The 19,002-nt window shown below is 62.3% G+C and carries 15 protein-coding genes; 8 read left to right on the top strand and 7 right to left on the bottom strand.

Annotated features, from left to right (window positions below):
• Nucleotides 1-12 precede the first annotated feature (12 nt).
• The 7 genes from B5526_RS21740 to B5526_RS21710 all read left to right on the top strand — a co-directional run bounded on the left by B5526_RS21740 (nt 13) and on the right by B5526_RS21710 (nt 7,566).
• A complete protein-coding gene (locus B5526_RS21740) occupies nt 13-987 on the top strand; it encodes a 3-hydroxyacyl-CoA dehydrogenase (RefSeq protein WP_079541465.1) in 975 nt (324 codons plus the stop codon).
• Entirely contained in the window at nt 984-1,907 is a 924-nt protein-coding gene (locus B5526_RS21735; protein ID WP_079541463.1) for a 3-keto-5-aminohexanoate cleavage protein, read from the top strand. The genes B5526_RS21740 and B5526_RS21735 overlap by 4 nt, the downstream gene beginning before the upstream one ends.
• A gap of 159 nt (nt 1,908-2,066) precedes the next feature.
• Nucleotides 2,067-3,662, top strand: coding sequence for an ABC transporter substrate-binding protein (locus B5526_RS21730; RefSeq protein WP_079541461.1), 1,596 nt, complete (start codon nt 2,067-2,069; stop codon nt 3,660-3,662).
• Between the two features lie 48 nt (nt 3,663-3,710).
• Nucleotides 3,711-4,658 carry an ABC transporter permease gene (locus tag B5526_RS21725; protein WP_079541458.1) on the top strand — a complete coding sequence of 316 codons (948 nt, stop codon included), beginning with the start codon at nt 3,711-3,713 and terminating at the stop codon, nt 4,656-4,658.
• Nucleotides 4,659-4,667: 9 nt separating this feature from the next.
• A complete protein-coding gene (locus B5526_RS21720) occupies nt 4,668-5,561 on the top strand; it encodes an ABC transporter permease (RefSeq protein WP_079541456.1) in 894 nt (297 codons plus the stop codon).
• Nucleotides 5,561-6,574, top strand: a complete 1,014-nt coding sequence (locus B5526_RS21715) for an ABC transporter ATP-binding protein (protein WP_079541454.1) — start codon at nt 5,561-5,563, stop codon at nt 6,572-6,574. The genes B5526_RS21720 and B5526_RS21715 overlap by 1 nt, the downstream gene beginning before the upstream one ends.
• Nucleotides 6,571-7,566 carry an ABC transporter ATP-binding protein gene (locus tag B5526_RS21710; RefSeq protein ID WP_079541452.1) on the top strand — a complete coding sequence of 332 codons (996 nt, stop codon included), beginning with the start codon at nt 6,571-6,573 and terminating at the stop codon, nt 7,564-7,566. The genes B5526_RS21715 and B5526_RS21710 overlap by 4 nt, the downstream gene beginning before the upstream one ends.
• A gap of 101 nt (nt 7,567-7,667) precedes the next feature.
• On the opposite strand, the gene B5526_RS21705 is transcribed toward B5526_RS21710, so the two are convergent.
• From B5526_RS21705 to B5526_RS21690, 4 genes are all read right to left on the bottom strand, one after another.
• The gene (locus tag B5526_RS21705; RefSeq protein WP_079541450.1) at nt 7,668-9,656 is read right to left on the bottom strand and encodes an acetyl/propionyl/methylcrotonyl-CoA carboxylase subunit alpha; all 1,989 of its coding nucleotides are present in this window, start codon (nt 9,654-9,656) and stop codon (nt 7,668-7,670) included.
• A complete protein-coding gene (locus B5526_RS21700; protein WP_079541448.1) occupies nt 9,653-11,269 on the bottom strand; it encodes an acyl-CoA carboxylase subunit beta in 1,617 nt (538 codons plus the stop codon). The genes B5526_RS21705 and B5526_RS21700 overlap by 4 nt, the downstream gene beginning before the upstream one ends.
• Nucleotides 11,269-12,870 (bottom strand): AMP-binding protein, encoded by a 1,602-nt coding sequence (locus B5526_RS21695; protein WP_079541446.1) that lies wholly within the window; start codon nt 12,868-12,870, stop codon nt 11,269-11,271. The genes B5526_RS21700 and B5526_RS21695 overlap by 1 nt, the downstream gene beginning before the upstream one ends.
• A gap of 120 nt (nt 12,871-12,990) precedes the next feature.
• Nucleotides 12,991-13,857 carry a 3-keto-5-aminohexanoate cleavage protein gene (locus B5526_RS21690; RefSeq protein WP_079545172.1) on the bottom strand — a complete coding sequence of 289 codons (867 nt, stop codon included), beginning with the start codon at nt 13,855-13,857 and terminating at the stop codon, nt 12,991-12,993.
• Between the two features lie 928 nt (nt 13,858-14,785).
• Between B5526_RS21690 and B5526_RS21680 the strand changes: the two genes are divergently transcribed.
• On the top strand, nt 14,786-16,009 hold the full coding sequence (locus tag B5526_RS21680; RefSeq protein ID WP_079541442.1) for an ABC transporter substrate-binding protein: 1,224 nt from the start codon (nt 14,786-14,788) through the stop codon (nt 16,007-16,009).
• A gap of 110 nt (nt 16,010-16,119) precedes the next feature.
• Here B5526_RS21680 and B5526_RS21675 read toward each other — a convergent pair whose 3' ends face one another.
• The 3 genes from B5526_RS21675 to B5526_RS21665 all read right to left on the bottom strand — a co-directional run bounded on the left by B5526_RS21675 (nt 16,120) and on the right by B5526_RS21665 (nt 18,942).
• On the bottom strand, nt 16,120-16,923 hold the full coding sequence (locus tag B5526_RS21675) for a helix-turn-helix domain-containing protein (protein WP_079541439.1): 804 nt from the start codon (nt 16,921-16,923) through the stop codon (nt 16,120-16,122).
• A gap of 98 nt (nt 16,924-17,021) precedes the next feature.
• On the bottom strand, nt 17,022-17,675 hold the full coding sequence (locus B5526_RS21670; protein ID WP_079541437.1) for a glutathione S-transferase family protein: 654 nt from the start codon (nt 17,673-17,675) through the stop codon (nt 17,022-17,024).
• Between the two features lie 130 nt (nt 17,676-17,805).
• Nucleotides 17,806-18,942 carry an acyl-CoA dehydrogenase family protein gene (locus tag B5526_RS21665; RefSeq protein ID WP_079541435.1) on the bottom strand — a complete coding sequence of 379 codons (1,137 nt, stop codon included), beginning with the start codon at nt 18,940-18,942 and terminating at the stop codon, nt 17,806-17,808.
• Nucleotides 18,943-19,002 lie beyond the last annotated feature (60 nt).

Below are 19,002 nucleotides of genomic sequence, written 5' to 3'. Positions count from 1 at the left end.
CATGAGAAGGAAATGACAAGCATTGAACGCAACGTTGCCATCGTCGGCGCCGGCCTGATCGGACGCGCCTGGGCCGCGATCTTCGCCCGTGCGGGATGGAACGTGCGGCTGAGCGATCCGCACATTCCGACGCTTAGGGCGGCGCCCCGCCTGATCCGCGATGAGTTGCACGCCCTGGCCCGCCATGGCCTCGCCGACGATCCCGATGGCGCCGTGGCCCGGGTTTCCATTGCTGGAAGCCTCCGCGAGGCCGTGATGGACGTCGCCTTCGTTCAGGAGAACGGGCCCGAGAAAGTCGAGGAGAAGCAGACCATCTTTGCCCAGCTCGACAGGCTCGCACCGCCGGACGCGCTGTTGGTCTCCTCGACCTCGGCCATCACCGCATCGCGCTTCACCGAGACGCTGCCGGGCCGGGCGCGCTGCCTGGTCGGTCATCCCGTCAATCCGCCGCATCTCATACCGCTGGTGGAACTGTGCGGCGCGCCCTGGACATCGCCCGAGGCGATCGACCGCGCGAAAAATATCTATCGCGAGATCGGGCAGGTGCCGGTCACCATCAATCGCGAGATCAACGGTTTTGTCCTCAACCGGCTGCAGGGCGCACTGCTAGCCGAAGCATTCCGCCTCGTCGGCGAGGGGTATATTTCGGCCGAGGATCTCGATCACACCATCAAGGATGGCCTGGGATTGCGCTGGTCGTTCCTGGGTCCGTTCGAGACCATCGAACTCAACGCGCCCGGCGGCATTCCCGATTATTGCGCACGCTATACCGGCTTCTACAAGGAGCTGGCGGCGGCCGCCGCAGGGCCTGACGTCTACCAAAGCCCGAATGTAGAGCGCGTGATCGCAGCGTGGCCGCAGCAGCCTTCGCCCGAGCGCATCGCAGCGCTGACGCAACGCCGCAACGAGCGGCTTGCCGCGCTGGCCGCGCACAAGGCCGCCCAGACCGAAAATATCGATCCCTGCAAGAAAGAGAGCAAAACATGAGCCGCAAAGTCATCATCACCTGCGCCGTGACCGGCGCGATCCACACTCCCTCGATGTCGAAGGCCTTGCCTGTGACGCCGCAGGAAATCGCCGACGCCGCGGTCGATGCCGCCGAAGCCGGCGCCGCGATCGTGCATCTGCATGCCCGCAACCCGAAAACCGGTCAGCCCGACCAGAGCCCGGAAGCTTTTGCGCCGTTTCTGAAAATTATAAAACAGCGATCGAACTGCGTGATCAATCTCACCACCGGCGGCGCGCCGACCATGACGGTGGACGAGCGTGTCCGCCCCGCCGCGGTCTACAAGCCCGAGGTCGCCTCGCTGAACATGGGCTCGATGAATTTTGGGTTTTTCGGCATGCTCAACCGCTTCAAGAAATTCGAGCACGACTGGGAGCTCAAACATGTTCAGAACAAGGATATCGTGTTCCGCAATACCTTTCAGGACATCGAATTTGTGCTGAAGACATTGTCGGAGACCGGCACGCGGTTTGAGTTCGAATGCTATGACACCGCCCATCTTTACAACCTGAACTATTTCCTCGAGCAGGGCATGGTGAAGCCGCCGCTGTTCGTGCAGACGGTGTTCGGCTTGCAGGGCGGCACTGGCGCCCACCCCGAAGACGTGCTGCACATGAAGCGTACCGCCGACCGGCTGTTCGGCGATAAGATGATCTGGTCGGTGCTGGGCGCCGGGCGCAATCAACTGCCGATCGCAGCAATGGCGGCCGCGATGGGCGGCAACGTCCGCGTCGGGCTGGAAGACTCGCTGTGGGCCGCGCCCGGCCGGATGGCGGCATCGAATGCCGAGCAGGTGACGCTCGCCCGCAAGATCATCGAAGGTCTCGGCCTTCAAGTGGCGACCTCGGACGAGGCCCGCGAAATCCTCGACCTCAAAGGCGGCGACAAGCTGGAAGTCTGACGATTAAGGCGAGCGTCGCTGCGGTGATCGGCCGCACCGCTCTGCATTAGTCCGAATTGCCAATGCGCCCAGCGGCCTTGCTGGTTGCGCGGTCCCTCCGCCATGCTATCGTTCGATAAATTGGCCCATCACGAGGCCGAAACTTGGAGGGAGAGAAGCATGCGGAGCGTGCCGGCGCTTGCCGCCGCAATATTGTCGTTGCTGGCGTTTTCCAGTGCTGCGCCCGCGGCCGAGCCGAAGCAGGGCGGCATTTTGCGAATGTACCATCGCGACAGCCCGGGCAGCGCCTCGATCCATGAGGAGGCGACCTATTCGACCAACATTCCCTTCATGCCCGTCTTCAACAATCTCGTCATCTACAAGCAGGACGTGGCCCAAAACAGCATGGATACGATCGTCCCGGATCTTGCCGAGAGCTGGGCCTGGAGCGGCGACGGCAAGACCCTCGATTTTAAGCTGAGGCAAGGCGTCAAGTGGCACGACGGCAAGCCGTTCACGTCGAACGACGTCAAATGCACCTTCGACATGGTGATGGGGAAGTCGCCACAGAAATTCCGCAAGAACCCGCGCAAATCCTGGTACGACCAGGTCGCCGACGTCACAACCAATGGCGACTTCGAGGTCGCGTTCAATCTGAAGCGGCCGCAGCCGGCGCTGCTGGCACTGCTCGCGTCGGGCTATACGCCGATCTATCCCTGCCACGTGACGCCGGCGGAAATGCGCACCCATCCGATCGGCACCGGGCCGTTCAAGTTCGTCGAGTTCAAGGCCAATGAATCGATCAAATTGGTGCGAAATCCGGATTATTGGAAGAAGGGCCTGCCGCATCTCGACGGCATCGAATTCACGATCATCCCGAATCGATCGACCGCCATCCTGGCGTTCGTCGCCGGCAAGTTCGACATGACGTTTCCGACCGAGGTGACGGTCCCGCTGCTCAAGGACATGAAGACGCAGGCGCCGAACGCGGTGTGCGTGAACGAGCCGACCAACGTCTCGACCAACATCATCGTCAACTCGACGTCGCCGCCATTCGACAATCCGGACATTCGCCGCGCGATGGCGTTGGCGCTCGATCGCAACGCCTTCATCTCGATCCTGTTCGAGGGTCAGGCCGATATCGGCGGCACCATGCTTCCCCGGCCGGGCGGCATCTGGGGCATGCCGAAGGAAATGCTGGAGACGATCCCGGGCTACGGCCCCGACATCAATGCCAACCGGGAGGAAGCGCGCAAACTGATGCAGAAGGCCGGTTACGGCCCGGACAAGCACCTCACGGTCAAGGTCTCGACGCGCAATATCGCGCAGTACCGCGACCCTGCCGTGATCCTGATCGATCAGCTCAAGAGTGTCTATATCGACGCCGACCTCGACGTCGTCGAGACCGCCAACTGGTTTTCGAAAGTCGCGCGCAAGGATTACGCGCTCGGCCTCAACCTCACCGGCAATGCGGTCGACGATCCGGACCAGTCGTTCTACGAGAATTACTCTTGCAAATCGGAGCGGAACTACACGAACTACTGCAATCCGGAGATTGAAAAACTGTTCGACCAGCAATCCCAGGAGACCGATGTCGCCAAGCGCAAGAAGCTGGTCTGGGAAATCGACAAAAAGCTTCAGGAAGACGTCGCCCGTCCCATCATCTTCCACGGCCGCGGGGGCACGTGCTGGCAGCCTTATGTCAAGGGCGTCACCATCATGGTGAACAGCTCGTATAATGGCTATCGCTACGAGGATGTGTGGCTGGACAAGTAGCCGCAGGCCCGCGTTCCGAGCCCGACGGACAGCCAGGAGAGCAGCCAGGTGTTTGCTTATATCGTGCGACGCCTCGTTCTGATGCTCGTGACCCTGTTCGGGATCTCGGTCATCATCTTCGTGCTGCTGCGCGTCGTGCCCGGCAACATCGTCGACATCTTGTTCGCGGCGGCCGGCTATGTCGATCCGGCGGAGAAGGCCAATCTGGAGCGCGACCTCGGGCTCGATCAGCCGATCGTCGTGCAATATCTGCATTGGATCGGCGGGTTGTTGCACGGCGACCTCGGCTATTCCTACGTTTCCGAAAAGCCCGCGCTCGACGAAATCCTGCCGCGGATTCCGATCACCGCAAGGCTCGCTGGGCTGGCGCTGATGTTCTCCGCCTCGATCGGCATTCCCTTGGGCGTCATCAGCGCGGTCAAGCAGGGCACGCGGCTCGATTACGCCTTGCGTGTCGTCAGCCTGAGCGGATTGTCGCTGCCCTCGTTCTGGCTCGGGCTTTTGATCCTGATGGCGTCCGTTTCCCTGTTCGGATCGATGCCGATCTTCAATCCCAATCCGAAAACCTGGACCGAGGCGTTCGCGATCTATGCCGTTCCGGCGATGGCCGTCGGTTTCCGCAGCGCCGCGCTGACGATGCGGATCACGCGCTCCTCGATGCTCGAGATCCTGCGGCAGGATTATATCCGTACCGCGCGGGCCAAGGGCGCATCCGAGGCGACCGTCAACTTTCGCCATGCGCTGAAGAACGCGATCCTCCCCGTCATCACCGTGATCGGCATCGAGGCGGCGTTTTTGATCGGCGGCTTGATCGTCACCGAAACCGTCTTCAACATTCCCGGCGTCGCCCGCTTTCTGGTCGAGGCCTTGCGCTGGCGCGACTATCCGATCGTGCAGAATATCGTGATGTTCATCGCGGTGGTCGTCGTGTTCGCGAATTTCACGGTCGACATGCTCTACGCTGCGCTCGACCCGCGCATCCGCTACACGGATTAGGGGGCCCGCTTGGACGCGATCAACTACGACAGCGAATTGAAGCGCGCCGGCGCCAACGCGACGCGTGGGTGGCGCCGGCTGGTGTTTTTGGCGCAACGCCATGTGCTCGGTGCGATCGGCTTCTGCATCATGGTGCTGTTCGTGTGGGCGGCGGCATCGGCCGACCTGATCTGCCGCTACGATCCGCTGTCTGTTGATTCCGCGCATGCGCTACTGCGTCCCGACGCGCGGCACTGGATGGGGACGGACTCCTTTGGCCGCGACGTCTGGAGCCGGATCATTCATGGCGCGCGCATTTCGCTCGCGGTCGGCATCGGCTCGACCGCGCTCGGCTCTTCGATCGGCGTGATGATCGGCCTTGCCTCGGGCTATCTCTCCGGCTGGGTCGACCTGGTGTTCCAGCGGGTGACCGATATCTTGCAGGCACTGCCGCTGTTGGTGCTCGCACTTGTGATGACCGCGGCGCTTGGGCCATCGCTGCCGAATGTCATCCTCGCGATCGCGATTCCCCTGATCCCGACGGTTGCCCGCGTCATTCGCGCCAACACATTGGCGCTGCGCGAGCTGCCGTTCGTCGAAGCGGCGAAATCGATCGGTATGAGCGAAATGCGGATTGCGCTGCGTCATGTGCTGCCCAATACGCTGGCGCCGTTGATCGTGCTGGCAACCGCCCAACTCGGCTCGACCATCCTCACCGAGGCCTCGCTGTCGTTCCTTGGCCTCGGCATTCCCGAGCCGTATCCGTCATGGGGCCGCATGCTGTCGGAATCGGCGGCCGAATATGTCCGCACTGCGCCATGGCTTGTGATTTTCCCGGGGATTGCGATCAGCCTTGCGGTGTTCGGCACCAATCTGTTCGGCGACGCGCTGCGCGACATCCTCGATCCAAGGCAGCGCGGCTGATGAGCGAGGCTGAGAGAGAAGCAACCGTGCTCGACGTGAAGGGCCTGCAGACGGTGTTCTTCACGAACTCCGGGCTGTTTCGGGCGGTCGACGACGTCTCGTTCACTGTTCGTCGCGGCGAGACGCTTGCCATCGTCGGCGAGTCCGGCTGCGGCAAGAGTGTGACGGCGCTTTCGATCATGCGGCTCGTGCCCAACCCTCCGGGCAAGATCGTCGGTGGCGCGATCGTGCTCGAAGGGACTGACCTTCTCGGACTCGACGAAGACAAGATGCGCGAGGTCAGGGGCAATCGCATCTCCATGATTTTTCAGGAGCCGATGACCTCGCTCAATCCGGTGATGCGGATCGGCGACCAGATCACGGAGGCCGTCCACCTGCATCGGACGATGACGCATAAGGCAGCCTGGGACCAGGCCGTCGAGATGCTGCGCCTCGTCAGAATCCCGGAGCCCGAGCGGCGGGCGCGGGAATATCCGCACCAGCTCTCCGGCGGAATGCGCCAGCGCGCGATGATCGCGATGGCGCTGGCCTGCCGGCCGGCGCTGTTGATCGCAGACGAGCCGACCACCGCGCTCGATGTCACCATCCAGGCGCAAATTCTGGCGCTGGTGCTCGAGCTGCAGCAAGAGCTCGGCATGGGGCTGATCCTGATCACCCACGACCTCGGCGTGGTCGCCCAGACCGCGCAGCGTGTCATCGTGATGTATGCCGGCAAGAAGGTCGAGGAGGCCAATGTCGAAGACTTGTTCAGCAATCCCAGGCATCCCTACACGCGCGGCCTGATGGCCTCGATCCCCGCGGTGCCTTCGCTCGGCGGAAACGCCGACGTGCGGCTGGTCGAGATCCCCGGCATGGTGCCGTCTCTGACGCGGCTGCCGAAGGGCTGCGCGTTCGCGCCACGATGCGGGCTCGCCATCGCGCGCTGCCGCGAGGAATATCCGCCGCTCGAAAGCGTTGCCGCCGATCATCTCGCGGCCTGCTGGCGTGCCGCCGAAATCGCGAGCGCGTCATGACGGACAAACCCGCCTTGCTCGAAATATCGGACCTGAAAAAGCATTATCCGGTGCGAAGCGGCATCCTGCGCCGCAAGGTCGGCACCGTGCACGCCGTGGATGGCGTCAGTTTTGCTGTTGGCGTCGGGGAAACGCTCGGGCTGGTCGGCGAGTCCGGCTGCGGCAAATCGACAGTGGCGCGCAGCATCCTTCGTCTCGTCGAGCCGACTGGCGGCAGCATTCGGCTCAATGGTCTCGACATCACCCATCTCGGCAAGGCGGATTTGCGCCCACATCGACGTGCGATGCAGATCGTCTTTCAGGACCCGTTTGCTTCTCTCAATCCGCGCATGACCGCCGGCGATATCGTCGGCGAGCCGTTGATCGTTCATGGCCTGGCCACGGGTAACGCAAAGCGCGTGCGGGTTGCCGAACTGTTCGAGCAGGTAGGCTTGCGGCCGGACCAGATGCAAAACTACCCGCATCAATTCTCCGGCGGCCAGCGCCAGCGTATCTGCATTGCGCGGGCGCTGTCGCTGGGGCCGAGTCTCATTGTTTGTGATGAGCCGGTATCGGCGCTGGATGTTTCGATCCAGGCCCAGGTAATCAATCTCTTGATAGACCTGCAGCGCAAGCATCAGTTTTCCTATCTGTTCATCGCGCACGATCTCGCCGTCGTCGCCCACATCAGCCACCGCGTCGCGGTGATGTATCTCGGCCGCATTGTCGAGATCGCGGAGAAGCGGGAGCTGTTCGCCAATCCCCGCCATCCCTATACGCAGGCGCTGCTGGCCTCGGTTCCCGTAGCGAACCCCAAGACAAGGCGCCTCGCGCCGCTGATCGATGGCGACGTACCGAGCCCGATCAATCCGCCGCCTGGGTGTGCGTTTCACACGCGCTGCCGCTATGCGATGGAGCGCTGCAGGGTCGAGACGCCGGGGTTGGCTGACGTCGGAGCGCAGCATCAGGTAGCGTGTTGGCTGAATGAGGGGACGGGGCGCGCACTGGCCTAACCCCGTCATTGCGAGCGAAGCGAAGCAATCCATAGCGCCACTTGCGGATAGGTGGATTGCTTCGTCGCTTTGCTCCTCGCAATGACGGAAGGGACGTCGGCTCACGCCGCCCCCTCGCTCGCCTCGATCTCGACAACGATCTTCCCCGTCGTCACCTGTTCGCCTTCCGCAACATCGATAGCGGAAATCGTCCCGGCGATCGTCGCCGCATGAACATGCTCCATCTTCATGGCTTCCAGCGTCATGACAGGCTGCCCCGCCGCGACGCGCTCGCCCGGCTTGACCAGAACCGCGACGACCCGGCCATTCATTGCGGCGCGGACTTTGCCGTCGCTGCCGGCGGCCGCCGCGGCGACCGGCGCCGCTAGCGTGAGATCGCGGACCGCAAACGTGACGCCGCGGTGCAGGATGTAAAGCCTGTCGGCATCGCGAAAGAATCTCGCCGATTCCATCAAGCCGTTGCTGCGGAAACGAATGCTGTCGCGGCCGAGTTCGTCGATCTCGAACCGATGCTCGCCGCCATCGAGGCTTGCAACATAGCCGCCGTCGCGCTCGCGCACGATTTCGAGATCATGAATGCTGCCGTTTAGCTCAATGCGAAGCGGAAGCGGAAACGTCGCCGCCAGCGTTCGCCCGCTCCGCCACGGCGGCGCATGGGGATCGCTGACATAAAGCAATAGTGCTGCGAGTGCGATATCAGAAGGCGTCTCCTTGCTCAGCGCCAGCAGCCCGTCGCGATGTTTCCCAATGAACGCGGTCGTCGCTTCCCCCGCCGCGAACGCAGGATGCCGCAGGCAGGCGGCGAGAAACGCCTGATTGGTGGTCACGCCGAAGGCGACGGTTTGTTCGAGGCCGTGGATCAGCCTGCGTCGCGCCTCGTGGCGGGTGGCAGCGTGGCTGATCAGCTTCGCGATCATCGAATCGTAAAACGGCGGAATTTCAAAGCCGGATTGCAACGCATGCTCGGCGCGGATTTCTTCCGGCATCTGCCACAGCGCCATTTTTCCGGATTGCGGCATGAAATCGTGCGCCACATCCTCCGAGCATAATCGCACTTCAATGGCATGACCGGAAAGTTTGATGTCCTGCTGCCGCAGTCCGAGCGGCTCGCCGCTCGCCATGCGCAATTGCAATTCGACGAGATCGAGCCCGGTGATCGCCTCGGTCACGGGATGCTCGACCTGCAGCCGCGTATTCATTTCCATAAAATAGAATTCGCCGCTTTGATCGAGCAGGAATTCCAGGGTGCCGGCGCCCTCATAGGCTAGCGATTTAATCGCGTTGACCGCGACGGCGCCCATCCGCTCCCTCAGCGTTGGCGAAACCGCTGGCGACGGAGCTTCTTCGATCAATTTCTGATGCCGCCGCTGCACCGAGCAATCGCGCTCGCCGAGATGGATGGCGTTGCCGTAGCGGTCGCCGAACACCTGGATTTCGATGTGGCGGGGATCGACAATCGCGCGCTCCAGGATCACGGTCGGATCGCCGAATGCGCTCTGCGCCTCCGATCGCGCGCTGCGCAGGGCATCGGGAAATGCGGCCGCATCCGCGACCAGCCGCATGCCGCGCCCGCCGCCGCCGGCGACGGCTTTTATCATGACCGGAAAGCCGATTTTCCTGGCCTCGGCGAGCATCACGGCGTCGCCTTGGTCCGCGCCCTGATAGCCGGGCACGCAGGGCACGCCGGCGGCCTGCATGATCGCTTTCGCAGCGGCCTTGTTACCCATCGCCTTGATCGCTTCCGGCGACGGCCCGATGAACACCAAACCCGCGTCGCGGCAAGCTTGCGCGAACGCTTCGTTCTCGGCGAGAAAGCCATAGCCGGGATGAAGCGCGTCGGCTCCACCGGCTTTTGCCGCCGCGATGATCGCATCAATCCGCAAATAGGATTGCGCCGGCAACGCCTCGCCGATACGCACCGCTTCATCCGCCTCACGCACATGCAACGCATCGCGGTCGGCGTCGGAGTAGACCGCGACCACCCCATAGCCGAGACGCCGCGCGGTGCGCATGATCCGCCGCGCGATCTCGCCGCGATTGGCGATCAGTATCTTGTGAAAGACGGTAGCCTTCGTCGACCCATTTCTCATGGCCGCGCCACCGAAAACTGCATGCGCTGCGGGGAGCGCGCCTCGGCCTCGCGGCAGATTGCGAGCACTTCCGACAAGATGCTGCGGGTGTCGCGCGGATCGATCACGCCGTCGTCGAGCACCCGCGCGCTGGTGGAAAACACGTCCATCTGGCCGTCGAACACGCCGATGATCTGCGCCTTCATCGCATCCAATTTTTCCTTTTCGATGGGCTTGCCGCGCCGCGCCGCGGCAGCTTCCGTCACGATCGCCATGGTTTCGGCGGCCTGCTCGCCGCCCATCACGGCGGTCTTGGCGTTAGGCCATGAGAAGCAAAAGCGCGGATGAAAGCCGCGCCCGCACATGCCGTAATTGCCGGCGCCGAACGACGCGCCGCAATAGATCGTGATCTGCGGCACGGTGGCCGAGGTCACGGCCTGGATCATCTTCGAGCCGTGCTTGATCATGCCGGCTTCTTCGTAAGCTCGGCCTACCATGTAGCCGGTGGTGTTGTTCAGATAAAGCAGCGGCGTGCGCGACTGGCAGCAGGCCTGGATGAAATGCGTCGCCTTGTTGGCGCCATCGGGATCGAGCGGGCCGTTATTGGTGATGATGCCGATCGCCTGGCCCTCGATGCGGGCGTGGCCGCATACGGTGGCGGGACCGTAATTGGTGCCGAACTCGGTGAAATCGGAATCGTCGATGAAGCGCGCGATCGCTTGCCGCATATCGACCGGCCGCTTGTGGTCCATCGGCATGATGCCCAAAAGTTCTTCCGGATCGTAACGCGGCGGACGATGCGAAGACAAAACCCTCGCCGGCCGATCCCACTCCAGATTTGCCATGATGTCGCGCGCGATCCGCAGCGCGTCGCGGTCGTCCTCGGCGAGATAATCGCCAAGCCCGGAAATGCTGGTGTGCATCTCGGCGCCGCCAAGTTCCTCTTCGGTAGCGATCTCTCCGGTCGCGGCTTTTAACAGTGGCGGCCCCGCGAGAAACGCGCGGGTGCGGCCCCGCACCATCACGATGTAATCGGATAATCCCGTCTGATAGGCGCCACCTGCGGTCGACGAACCATGCGTGACGGTGACCACCGGCAGGCCCGCCGCCGACAGAAGCGCCAGATTGCGAAAGATGTTGCCGCCTCTGACAAAATCCTCGACGCGGTAACGCAATAGGTTAGCGCCGGCGCTTTCGACCAGCTGCACGTAGGGCAGCTTGTTCTCCAACGCCAATTCCTGCACCCGCAGCGTCTTGTCGAGACCGAACGGTTGCAGCGCGCCGGCATCGATGCCGGAATCACTGGCGCTGACCATGCAGCGGACGCCCGCGACAAAGCCGATGCCGGCGATCGCGCCGCCGCCCGGGATGCTCTTGTCGGCATCGGATACGTCGAACATGTAGCCCGCAAGCGTCATCAATTCGATGAAGGGCGAACCGGGATCGAGCACCAGCGCCACCCGCTCGCGCGGCAGCAATTGCCCGCGCTTGTGAAAGCGGTCTTTTGCCGCGGCGGAAGCCGCGCGCGTCCGCTCTTCCAGAGCGCGCATCCGCGCAATCAGCGCCAGCATGCCGTCGCGATTGGCCTTGTAAGCGTCGCTCCCGGGCGCGATGGTGTTTTCGATGACAGCCACTACGCGCTCTTCTTCGCAAAGTGATCGCTGTAGGCCTGACGCAGTTCTACCTTGCGCAGTTTTCCTGTCGCGGTCATCGGCATTTCATCTAAAATCCTGACCAGTTTTGGCACCTGGAAGCCCCCGAGATGTTTTCTGCAATGCTCCATGATCCCGGCCTCATCCGCTGACGCGCCAGGCTTCAGCTTGACGAACGCCGATACCGCCTCGCCCCATTGCGGATGCGGCAGGCCGACCACGGCGGCGTTTTGCACGGCGGGATGGGCGAGCAGCGTCTCCTCGATCTTGACGGAGGCGACATTCTCGCCGCCGGATTTGATCATGTCCTTCTTGCGGTCGAGGAACAGGACTTCGCCATTCTCGTCGATCAGTGCGAGGTCGCCGGTGTGGTGCCAGCCGAATTTGCGCGCCTCTCCCGTCGCTTTCGGATCCTTGTAGTAACCCAGCATCACATTCGGCCCGCGATGCACGAGCTCACCGGCCTGGCCCCGCGGCAGCAGATTGCCGTTATCGTCCATGATCGCGGTTTCGTTCACGATCAGCGATTCGCCCCAGTAATTGCCGAAGCGATCGAGCTGCACCTCGGGGCGCGACATCGTGGTGGCCGGATACATTTCGGTCTGGCCGCTGGTCAGCACGAAATTCGGACACATGTCGGCGATGGCGCGCTCCAATAGCGGGCGGCCCATCGGCGCCATGGTGTAGATGCAGGTTTTCAGGCCAGACAGATCAAACTCCTTGCGGCGCGGATGATCGAGAATTGCCTGGTACATCAGCGATAACCCAACGAACACCGTGAGCTTGTCGCGCACGATCGCTTCCATGCAGACCAGCGGATCGAAGCCGCGCATCAGCGCCATGCGTCCGCCGACCGAGAGGTAACTCAGCAGCAACACGTGCCCCGCACAATGGAACAGCGGGAACTGCCCGGTGACGCCGTCATTGCGGTCGAGCTTCATCTCGATGGCGTTGCTCATCACCGCCATGACGACGGCGAGGTGGCAATGCATCGCGCCTTTCGGCCGCGAGGTGGTGCCCGAGGTATAGATGATCATCGCGAGATCGCGGTCGTCGAAATCGATCTCCGGCTCGATGTCGGATTGGCCCTTTATCAGGTCATTGAAATTTTCCAGACCCTGTGCGGCGGCCGTGCCGGTCAGGTCAACCGCGATCAGATCGATGCCGCGTTTTTGCAGCGCCGCGCGGCGATCGGGTTGCGCATGCAGATTGTCGTCGATCAGCGCAAAATTCACTTCGGCGTGGTCGAGGATAAAATCCATGTCGGCGGGGCCTAGCATGGTGTTGATGGGCACCCAGACCAGGCCCGCGCGATGAATGCCGAACAGCGCTTTGACGAATTCGACCGAGTTGTTGCAGATGGTCGAAATCTTCTCGCCGGGTTTCAGGCCCCGCGACACCAGGTAGTTGGCAAAGCGATTGGCGTCGTGCTCGATTTCGGTGAAGGTGACGCGCCGCTCGCCATCGGTGACGGCGACCCGATCCGGAAAGCGCGCCGCCGCGCGCTTCAGGAGATCGCCGATCGCCACCCGTCCGATGCGGCCGGGACCCGGCACGCCGCCGGTTGCCGCGAGATTGGTCATGGAAGTGTCCTCCCTCTTCTCGTCATTGCGAGGAGCGAAGCGACGAAGCAATCCAGCTTTCGCGCCTCACCCTGGATTGCTTCGCTGCGCTCGCAATGACGGCGCGGCCATTCTCGAACGCTAGTGCCTGATCCCAAAAATCTTCCGCGCCTCTGCCGGGCTCGCGATCTCGCGCCCGGCCCGCCGCGCACACGCGGCGATCGCCTCGATCAACTGCCCGTTAGACGTCACCTTGGCACCGTTGGCGAGATAGAACGTGTCTTCCAGACCGGTGCGCAGATGGCCGCCCAGATCAGCGCAGCGCTGGTGCAGCGGCCAGATTTCGGCGCGGCCGATCGCGGTGACCTGCCAATGCGCTTCCGGCGCTTTCAGCTTCAGCAAAATCGGCAGCAATTCCGGATCGGCCGGCATGCCCGAGGCAACGCCCATCACAAAATTATATTCCAGCGGACCGGAATACATGCCGGTCTGCCGGTACATCCCGACGCAACGCACGATGCCGACATCGAAACATTCGAATTCGGGGATCGTATCCGCCTGCTTCATGACGTCGAGATAGTCCTGCACCTTCTCGACCGAATTATCGAACATCATCGGCGGCCAGGCCCAAGAGTTGTCGGCCTTCACCTTGAGATAATTCAGCGAGCCCGCGTTGCAGGCGGCCATCTCGGGCTTTGTTTCGCGCACGCAATCGAGCGCGCCCTGATAGTTCGGCCCTGATGTGCCGGTGGTGTGGTTGATGATCACGCCAGGACAAGCCTCGCGGATCGCCTGCTGGATGTCGCGGGAGACACTGACTTCCCACGACGGCAAATGGCCCTTGCCCGGCGCCTGCTGGCGCAGATGGATATGCATCACGCTGGCGCCGGCGTTGAATGCTGCTTTCGCCTCGCGCGCCATTTCTTCCGGCGTTACCGGAACGTGATGCTGTTTCGGGTCGGTCAGCACGCCATTCAGCGCGCAGGTGATGACGGCCTTGTTGCTCATGATCTTGTTCAACCCAGATGCGGCCCGCGTCGTGCAACGCGTTGAGCGCGCGAGTTTGGCATGATGGGAGATTTGCCGCCATGGCTGCTTGCGTTGACTGGCTACGGCCACGTTGCGCCGCAGCATCGAAGCCAGGAGGTCATGTCGGGTGGGCTAAGGGCTCCTCTCCACGTCGTTGCGAGGAGCGAGGCGACGAAGCAATCCAGCTTGCTTCCTTGCGGTGCGATGGATTGCTTCGCTTCGCTCGCAATGACGTGGAGGGGCCGCGCCCACGGCTTCGCGATCTCGCCGCGCAAGTCGCCCGAGGTTTGCCAGAAATTTCCCGCCCTCTCCCATCAGAGGGCGCAGGGAATGCCGGGCGCCCGATGCGCCCGATAGCCGCGTGTGCAATGGTAGTGGTAGAACGCACACGCGTTGGTCAGGTCACACCGGAATCACCCGGCATTCCCCGCGCAATGGTTTTACGGCTTATATCGTGCTCTCCCCGGTGAGCCGGGCTTTCTTGCCACCGTCATCCCTGAGAAGCTTGCTTCTCAAGAACTTGACACCAGCGTCGGGGTGTCAGGACCACACGACTTCGCCGTCCGCTTCAGCGCTGTTCGTCAAGAGCGCCACCGCGTCCACCGCATCCCGTTCCAACGTCCGTGACGATCGCGAAACGCCCCTCTGAGTGGGACGGGATGGCGGGAGTCTTATGGGTGATTTGGGCAAATCACGAAGCGGAATATTTTTGCGAACCGGACTGGACGACCCAAATCAGCATGAAACTAAAGGAGAATTTTCCTTCCCCGCGCGTCGCCCGCGACCTGGTTCCGACGCATCATCGGAAGCTGTCCAGCACATTAACGCAAGACCTCACCAAAAATCCTGTCGTAGCGTCAGCGCAAACAAGCGCCTGGCGAACAGGCTGGCATCGCGGGAGGAAATCATGGCCGTGCTCGATCGACGCGCGTTGCTGGCCGGTGGCGCAACCGCAGGCATCGCCGCCCTTGCCGGCCTTCGCGTCGCGCACGCCGACGAGACCCCAGGCGTTACCGCAACCGAGATCAAAATAGGCAGCACCACCTCGCTGAGCGGGCCGGTGTCGGCGTTGGGTGTGCAGGCGCGATGCCAGGAAGCCTATTTCCGGATGCTCAATGAGCAGGGCGGCATCGCGGGCCATCAGATAAAATACATCTATTATGACGACGCCTTTAATCCGGCAAAGACCGTCGAGCAGACGCGGCGGCTGATCGAAAGCGATAATGTCGCCTTCCTGTTCAACATGCTCGGAACCGCACCCAACTCCGCAGTCGTGAAGTACATCAATGCCGCAAAAGTCCCGCATCTGTTTTTGTCGGTGAACGGCGACAAATGGGGCGACTACGAGAGCTATCCCTGGACCATGGGCTTTGCGCCGAGTGCCCGGATCGAAGCGCAGGTGTTTGCCAAATACGCGCTCAGCCAGAATCCGAACGCGAAATTCGCGGTGTTGTTCCAGAACGACGATTTGGGCAAGGATTTTGTCCACGGCTTGCGCGATGTGCTGGGCGCGCGATTTGACACCCAGGCGGCGGCAGTATCGCACGAAGTTACCGACCCCACCATCGATTCGCAGATGGTGTCGTTACGCGCCGGCAACGCGGATGTGCTGATCTCGGGGACCACGGCGAAATTTGCCGCGCAATCGATCCGGAAAATCTATGAGCTCGGCTGGAAGCCGATGCATTTTGTCACCAGCGGCGCGGCATCGATCTCTTCCACCATCAATCCGGTCGGGCCGGAGAAGGCGCAAGGCGTGATCACGTCGGCCTATCTGAAAGACGCATCCGATCCCGCCTGGGCCGACGATGCCGGCATCAAGGATTTCCTGAAATTCATGGCGACATATTTCAGCGATGGCAATCCGAAGGAAGCCTATAACCTTTATGCCTACACGGTCGCCATGGTGCTGCGGAAAGTGCTCGAGCAATGCAACGGCAATTTTGCGCGTGAAAATATCATGCGTCAGGCCAACAGTCTGAAGGACGTCGAGATTCCCACGCTGCTGCCGGGCATTCGCGTCAACACCAGTCCCACCAATCACCACCCGCTGCAGCAAATCCAGTTGCAGCGGCTGGAGGGCGCGGGCTGGGTCAGGTTCGGCGAGGTGATCGAGGGGGCGAATTTGTGACGACTCTTGTCGTCATTGCGAGCGAAGCGAAGCAATCCATGGCGCAGCGACGAACGAAGCTGGATTGCTTCGTCGCAAGTGCTCCTCGCAATGACGATGAGAGGCTTTCGCTAGGAAACCGCCGCCTCCTCGCCAACGCGCCCGCTGCGATAGATCGCAAGATCCCGCGAGCCGGAGAAAATCGCGCGCGGTTTCAAACCATAAAACCTGCGGATCGAGTGGCTGAAATGGGTGGAGTCGGGATAACCGATATCCTGCGCCAGATGCGCAAGGTTGATGTTCTGATTAGCAAAATGCAGCAAATGCCGCGCGCGCTTCCAGGCGCGGAAGGCGCGAAACGAGATCCCGGTCTCCTGCTTGAACAGATGCAGGAAGCGCGAACAGGACAATCCGGCCGCTGCGGCGCAACTTGCCGCCGTCACCGGCTCGCCGGAAAAACTGTCGATCTGCGCGATCGACCTTGCGACACGCGGATCGAGCGCGCGCGCCGGCAAGGTTTCACCAAAACACATCACATCGAGTTCGACGCTGGAGATGCCGTCGCGATGCGGCTTTTCGCGCAATTGCTCATAGGCGGCGCGAATGCGGCACGCGACAAGCCCCGCTTCAGGTCCCGACAGCCGCTCGGCCAGCGCATCGAACGCGCAGGCCTCAACGCTCTCCGGCTCGATCACGACGCAAATCGCCGCGCGAAAATCGCTTGAGATGGTATGCTGGACGTTCGGTCGCACGGCGAACAGTTCGCCGCAGGTCTCGTGGCCGTCGCCGGTCGTAAGCCGCAGGCCGCCCTTGATCGACACATAAACATGAAGCGCACCCGGACAGCGCTCGCGCGGCCGGCCGAGCAGGCCTGCATAAAACACGCGCTCGGGCGTGATCAGCATCAAATGGCCGGAACTGGTTCTGGCGTCCATAGCTGGTCCTCCCGGCGGTTCTTCGGCCGCTGCGGAGTTCGACCATAGCGCAAATCCGGCACCTGTCATCGACGAGATGGCCGGGTTCCGGCAGGGATTCAGCGGGCGCGCGGGGCGACCTTTTGCTGCTCGCCGGCCTGATTTTCAGCGGCAACGGCCCTTTTGAAGCCATCGCGCGCCTGCAGGCGTTGCCAGTAGGCGGCAACGTTAGGGCCAAAATCCTTGGCCAATCCGATGTTTTCGGCCAGCCGCAGCGCATAGCCGATCACGATGTCGGCCGCGGTGAAACGGCCGGCGACGAGTGTTTCTGCGTTGCCCGTGGCGGCCTCGACCGCCCTTAAGCGCCCCAAGAACCATTTGGCGTAGTCGGTGGCGACCTGCGGATTGCGCCGCTCCTCCGGCTCGAGCTGGCTGTAGCGCAGCACCAGCGTCTGCGGAAAGGTCAGCGTGGCATCGCTAAAGTACATCCAGTTCAGGAACGCGCCATAGGCCGGTTCGTCCTCGCCAACGATCAGCGGCGTCGGCCCATATTTGGTTCCGAGATAATGGCAGATGCCGGACGATTCCGTCATCCGCGTTTCGCCGTCGATCATCAGCGGAATGGTGCCGAGCGGGTTGAGCGCGAGATATTCCTTTGCGAATACCCGCGGCGGGAATGGCAGCATTTTCAGCTCATAAGGCAGCGCCATCTCTTCCAGCATCCATAGCGGCCGGAACGAGCGCGCGGCGTGGCAGTGATAAAGCGTGATCATGTCGGTTCGTCCCTTCTGTTGTCCTCATGGTGAGGAACGCGCTCTTCGCGCGCGTCTCGAACCATGAGGCCCGTGGCCCATCCTTCGAGACGCGGCCTAACGGCCGCTCCTCAGGATGAGGACATCCCTTTCACAATCCCATCTGCCTACTCGCCAGGTCCTTCATGATCTCCTCGCTGCCGCCGCCGATCGCGTTGACCTTGACCTCACGGTAGATGCGCTCGACCTTGATGCCGCGCATGAAGCCCGCGCCGCCGAAAATCTGCACGGCTTCGGAGGCGCAGAACGCCATGGTTTGGGTCGCCTGGTTCTTCAGCATGCATATCTCGGCGACCGGGCTTTCGCCGTGGTCGAGCCGCCACGCCAGCATTTCAAGCATCGCCTGCGAGGCCGCTACCCGTTGTGCCATGTCGACCAGCTTGTGGCGGATGACCTGATGCTGCGCCAGCGGTTTTCCAAAGGTGTGCCGTTGTTTTGCGTATTCGGTCGCATCCTCGAGGCAAACCCGCGCCGCGGCGATGCAGCCGGCTGCCATCGTCAGCCGCTCACTGTTGAAATTATGCATGATGATCTTGAAACCTTTGCCCTCTTCGCCGAGCAGGTTGCCGGCGGGAACGCGGCAGTTATCAAAATGCAGGGTCGCGGTATCGGAAGCCCACCAGCCCATTTTCTTCAAGGGCGTGCGGGAGAGCCCCGGCGTATCGCCCTCGATCACCAGCAGGCTGACGCCCTCCGGCCCCGCACCCCCGGTGCGAACGGCGGTCGTAATGTAATCGGCGCGCATGCCGGAGGTGATAAAGGTCTTCTCGCCGTTCACAATATAGACATCGCCGTCGCGGCGGGCTGACGTGCGCAAATTGGCGACGTCAGAGCCGCCGCTCGGCTCGGTGATCGCGAGCGCCGAGATCTTCTTGCCGGACAGAATTTCCGGCAGCACCCGGGCCTTGAACTCGGGACTTCCCGCACGCGCGATCGGCGGCGCGCCGATCGAATTGCTCTTCAGGCTGGCGCTGACGCCGCCGGCGCCGGCCCGCGCCAATTCCTGGACCGCGACGATCCACATGAAATTGTCGACTTCGGTGCCGCCATATTGTTCCGGAAAGCCGAGGCCCAATAGCCCGATCGCGGCGGCCTTCTCGTAAAGCTCCCGCGGAAAACCGCCCGCCTCGTCCCATTCATGGGCGTAGGGTTCGATCTCCTTTTCGACAAAGCGCCGCACCACCTCCCGATAGGCCTCATGCTCGGCGGTGTAGAATGGGCTTGCCATTCGCTTGCCTCCCGGTTGCTTTTGTCGTTGTACGATGGCCGGAAAGCGCCTCCCCCAACT

The sequence above is a fragment of the Bradyrhizobium lablabi genome, assembly GCF_900141755.1.
GTDB classification, from domain to species: domain Bacteria; phylum Pseudomonadota; class Alphaproteobacteria; order Rhizobiales; family Xanthobacteraceae; genus Bradyrhizobium; species Bradyrhizobium lablabi_A.
Note: the sequence above shows the minus strand (reverse complement) of the source record. Positions and strands in the feature narration are given on the sequence as shown.